Origin of the sequence: Streptomyces anandii JCM 4720 (genome assembly GCF_014650655.1) — a bacterium.
GTDB classification, from domain to species: Bacteria; Actinomycetota; Actinomycetes; order Streptomycetales; family Streptomycetaceae; genus Streptomyces; species Streptomyces anandii.
On the sequence record NZ_BMVJ01000005.1, the window covers coordinates 247,494 to 251,570 of the forward strand.

A 4,077-nucleotide genomic window follows, 5' to 3' on the forward strand; every position below is an offset into this window, starting at 1 on the left:
TCGGCAAGGTGCACCAGCCGGGACAGGATGCCCCGGACGGTCCTCTGCTCGGCGGGGTGCAGCCGGGCGAACGCGTCCTCGGCGGTGCGCGCGACGGCGCCCTGGATGCCGCCGGTGCGCTCGTAGCCGGCGACGGTCAGCACACTCTTCTCGCGCTCCCGCCAGGTTGCCATCAGCGCGTGGGACACCAGGGGCAGCACCCCGGCCCGGACCCGTTCCGTCCCGGGCTCACCCGTCAGCCCGGCGTCGCGCAGGAGCAGGGGGAGGAGACCCGGTTCCAGGGTGAGACCGGCCAGTTCGGCGGGGCGGGTGACACAGGCGCACAGCTCCGCCGTGGTCATCGGCGGCAGGACGTGCAGGCCGTCGGTGAACACCGGTGCCAGCTCCGGCAGTTCCAGGCACCGGCCGGAGAAGTCGGCGCGTACGCCCAGGAGTACCACCGCGGAGTCGTGGGCGGCCGATGCCGGCGGTGCCGCCAGTGCGCACAGCACACGGGCGAAGGCGCGCCGCTCGGTATCGTCGGAGCACAGCGTGAACAGTTCCTCGAACTGGTCGACGAGCAGCACCAGTCGGGCGGGCGGCGGTGTCCCGCGGTCGCTCCACGTGCCGCCCGCGTGCGTCCGTACGGCCCTGAGCAGCGCCTCGGGCCGGTCCGCCACCTCCTGGCCGCTCAGGCGCAGATCCGCGTCCAGGGCCTTGGCGGTGTGCTCCACCAGTTCGCTCAGCGGACGTGCCGTGGGGGTGAGGGCGGCGACCGGCCACCGGTCCGAGCCGGCCATCGGGAAACCGCCCGGCCGCCGCAGCGCGGGCACCAAGCCCGCGTTGAGCAACGACGACTTGCCGGCACCGGACGGAGCGACGACCATCAAGGGCCCTTCACCGACCCTGCTGAAGAGATGCTCCACGAGCGCGGCGACGGCGTCTTCCCGGCCGAAGAACCGGTCGGCGTCCTGCGTCGTGAACGCCGACAGCCCCCGGTAGGGGCAAGGGGGTCCCGCGACATCGTTGCCGCCGCGAGCCTCCGGCCGTTCTCCGGCCAGCCGCAGCAACTCGCCTCCGGCGGCGAGGACTTCGTCGCAGCGCCGGGCCACGTCGGCGGTCGCGCGCTTCGCGCCCGTCTCGATCTTGCTCAGATATCCCTTGCTGTAGTGCGTACGCCGGGCCAGCTCGGCCAGCGACAGACCGCGCTGCTGACGTAGTCGGCGCAACTGCCGCGGAAAGGGCGGTGTGGTCGGCACCGCCGTTTCCGCTTCCTGTCCGTGACCGGTGCCGGCTTCCTGCTGCGGCTCTCCCAAGACGTCCCCCATGGCAAGCGTGCCCAGGCCGTGAGACGGCGGAAGCCCAGGTTACTGCCGTGGTGGAGCACGCTGCGTCACGATGCGCGCGCGGCGGCGGGAGAACGACGAGCGTCCGGAACCGGCGGGCCGGTCCCGGACGCCCCTTCGGTGAACCCCGCTCGGTCAGACGTTCGCGGGGTGGTTACGGAGGCGGTTACGGACGGTAGAGCGTGATGGAGTTGATCGGCGTCAGGTCGGCGTAGACGCCCGTGCCCTGGGCGATCCGGCTGCCGCACCCGGTACCGCCCGAGCCCGTGCACAGGCTGGCGGTCGCGCCGCCGTACTGGTTGTTGAGGACCCAGTGACGGCCGTACTGGTTGGTGAGGTTGTGCGGCCCGTAGCTGTAGAAGACCAGGCTCGGCTTCACGGCCGGGTTCTGGTCCTGCGGGTAGACGCAGACCGCCCCGTCCGGGCAGCCCGCCCACGGGTCGGCGGGCCTGGCGTCGGCCACCCCGCTCAGGGCCATGACGGCGGCCGCCGCGGTCGCGAACGCGGCGGCCCCGCGGATCATCTTGCGCATCGGTTTCCCCCTTGCGTTTCCCCTGCGTCGAGCGCAGGTCGTTTTCGGTCTTGACGCCAACACCCTCCCCACCGCGGCGGCCGCGGTCGACGGGTTTCCCGTCGCCCGTCACGACCGCTCGCGGGAAACCACCACGGACCAGCACGATCCACCCGGCACGGGCAACACCAGGTCTGCGCACCCTCCCCGACAGCTGACCCGGACACCCCCGGTCGCACACCTGTGCGCAGGCTGTGAGAGCATCATCCGAGAAGGCATGCCCAGCCGGTAGGTCGGCCCCAGCGCCGCGAGCCCGGACCGAGTCGCCAGGACCGCTGCCGGCGTCCGAGGCGGGGACGTGCCCCCCATCCGGAACTCGTCAACATGCGCATCAGCCGGGTCCTTTCCCGCCACCAGTCCGGCGCAACGCTCGCCGTGCCGGCCGCCATTGCCTCACTTCTCCTGACCGCTTGTTCGAGCGCTGGGAACCCTCAGGTGCAACTTCCGCCGGTGCACGCCGACTTCGACTACCAGCTCGGTGGCCCCTACACGCCGCCGAAGGGAGTGTCAGTCGTCACCCGTGATCACACGGCGCCGCCCGCGCGGGGGGTCTACAACATCTGCTACGTCAACGCCTTCCAGGCCCAGCCGGACGCGGAGAAGAAGTGGGACGCCGATCTACTGCTCCGCGACAGGCTAGGCGAGGTCGTCATGGACAAGGACTGGGGCGAGGCGATTCTGGACATCCACACGGACGCCAAGCGCAGGCGCGTCGCGCGGAAGGTGAACGCCTGGATCGACGAATGCGCGGCAAAGGGCTACAAGGCCGTCGAGCCCGACAACTACGACAGCTACACCCGGGTCCCCGGCGGGCTGCTGACCGCCGACGACGCGAAGGCGTTCCTCTCCCTGCTCTCCGCCCACGCGCACCGCAAGGGCCTGGCCATCGGCCAGAAGAACACCGCCGAGCTCGCTCCGGCCCGCAAGGCCGTCGGCGCCGACTTCGCGGTGGTGGAGGAGTGCGGTCAGTACGACGAATGCGGCGACTACACCGACGCGTTCGGCGACAACGTGATCGTGATCGAGTACTCCGCGCAGGGCATGAAGAAGGCGTGCGAGGGCTGGGGCGACGAGGTCAGCATCGTGCGGCGCGACCGGGACGTCGTGCCGGCGGGCGGCGAGGGCTACCTCCGCGAAACCTGCGGCACGTCCTGACCGACCCGGTGCGGCGTCGTCGCGAGGCGCCGGTGCCCGAAGGTGTCAGCGGCGCTTGATGCCGGCGTCGGCGCCCGGTGCGAGGACGGGCCCGGTGACGGGGGCGTCGCCGAGGGCCCGGTCGACGGCGGCCAGCAGGTCGTCGGGGAGGTCGACACCGGAGGCCGCGGCATTCGCGTGCACCTGTTCGGGGCGGGAGGCGCCGGTGATCGCGGAGGCGACCTCGCCGCGGCGCAGCACCCATGCCAGGGCCAGGGTGGGCATGCTCATCCCGGCTTCCTCGGCGATCGGGACGAGCCGCTGGACCGCTTCCAGGGTGGCGTCGTTGTAGACGAGGTCCTTGGAGACGGCCATGGTGTCGCTGGCGAACCGGCTGCCCCGCGGTGCCGGCCGTCCGGGCTCGTACTTGCCTGTGAGCACGCCCTGGGCCAGCGGGGACCACACGATCTGTGAGATGCCGTTGGCGGCCGAGAGCGGGAAGACCTCGGCTTCGGGAGCCTGCCACAGCATGGAGTACTGCGGCTGGGAGGAGACGAACAGGCCGGGGCCGGCGATGTCGATCGCGGTCCGGATCTGCTCCGGGGTCCACTCGCTGAAGCCCAGGTAGCGGGCCTTGCCCTGCTCGACGACCTTCTGGAACGCCTCGATCGTGTCCTCGATCGGCACGGACGCATCGAAGCGGTGGGCCTGGTAGAGGTCGACGTGGTCGGTCTTGAGGCGGGTCAGGGATGCGTCGATCTGCCGGGCGATCTGCGCCGGGGACAGGCCCTGGTCGGCCGGGTCGTCCGACATCGGGAAGAAGACCTTGGTGGCCAGGACGTAGGAGTCGCGCGGACGGGCGGAGAGGATCTCGCCCCACGCCGACTCGGCCGCTCCCCGCCCGTAGACGTTGGCGGTGTCGAAGAAGTTGATGCCGGCATCGAAGGCCGCCTCGGTGCAGGCGCGGGTCGCGTCCGCCTCGACGCCGCCGGAGTAGGTCAGCCAGGACCCCAGCGAGATCTCCGACACCTGAAGGTCCGAGCTGCC

At 71.4% G+C, this 4,077-nt stretch carries 4 protein-coding genes; 1 reads left to right on the forward strand and 3 read right to left on the reverse strand.

The window, feature by feature from the left end:
- The coding region (locus IE249_RS37030) for an nSTAND1 domain-containing NTPase (RefSeq protein ID WP_373304375.1) at positions 1-1,238 on the reverse strand (1,238 nt) is incomplete at its 3' end.
- Positions 1,239-1,491: 253 nt separating this feature from the next.
- Entirely contained in the window at positions 1,492-1,857 is a 366-nt protein-coding gene (locus IE249_RS11930; protein WP_189704751.1) for a hypothetical protein, read from the reverse strand.
- A gap of 363 nt (positions 1,858-2,220) precedes the next feature.
- On the opposite strand from IE249_RS11930, the gene IE249_RS11935 reads away from it, so the two are divergent.
- Positions 2,221-3,051 (forward strand): endo alpha-1,4 polygalactosaminidase, encoded by an 831-nt coding sequence (locus IE249_RS11935; RefSeq protein WP_189704752.1) that lies wholly within the window; start codon positions 2,221-2,223, stop codon positions 3,049-3,051.
- A 45-nt stretch (positions 3,052-3,096) separates the two neighbouring features.
- Here the strand turns inward: IE249_RS11935 and IE249_RS11940 are convergent.
- Positions 3,097-4,077 (reverse strand): aldo/keto reductase family protein (locus IE249_RS11940; RefSeq protein WP_189704753.1); only part of this gene is annotated, 981 nt, incomplete at its 5' end.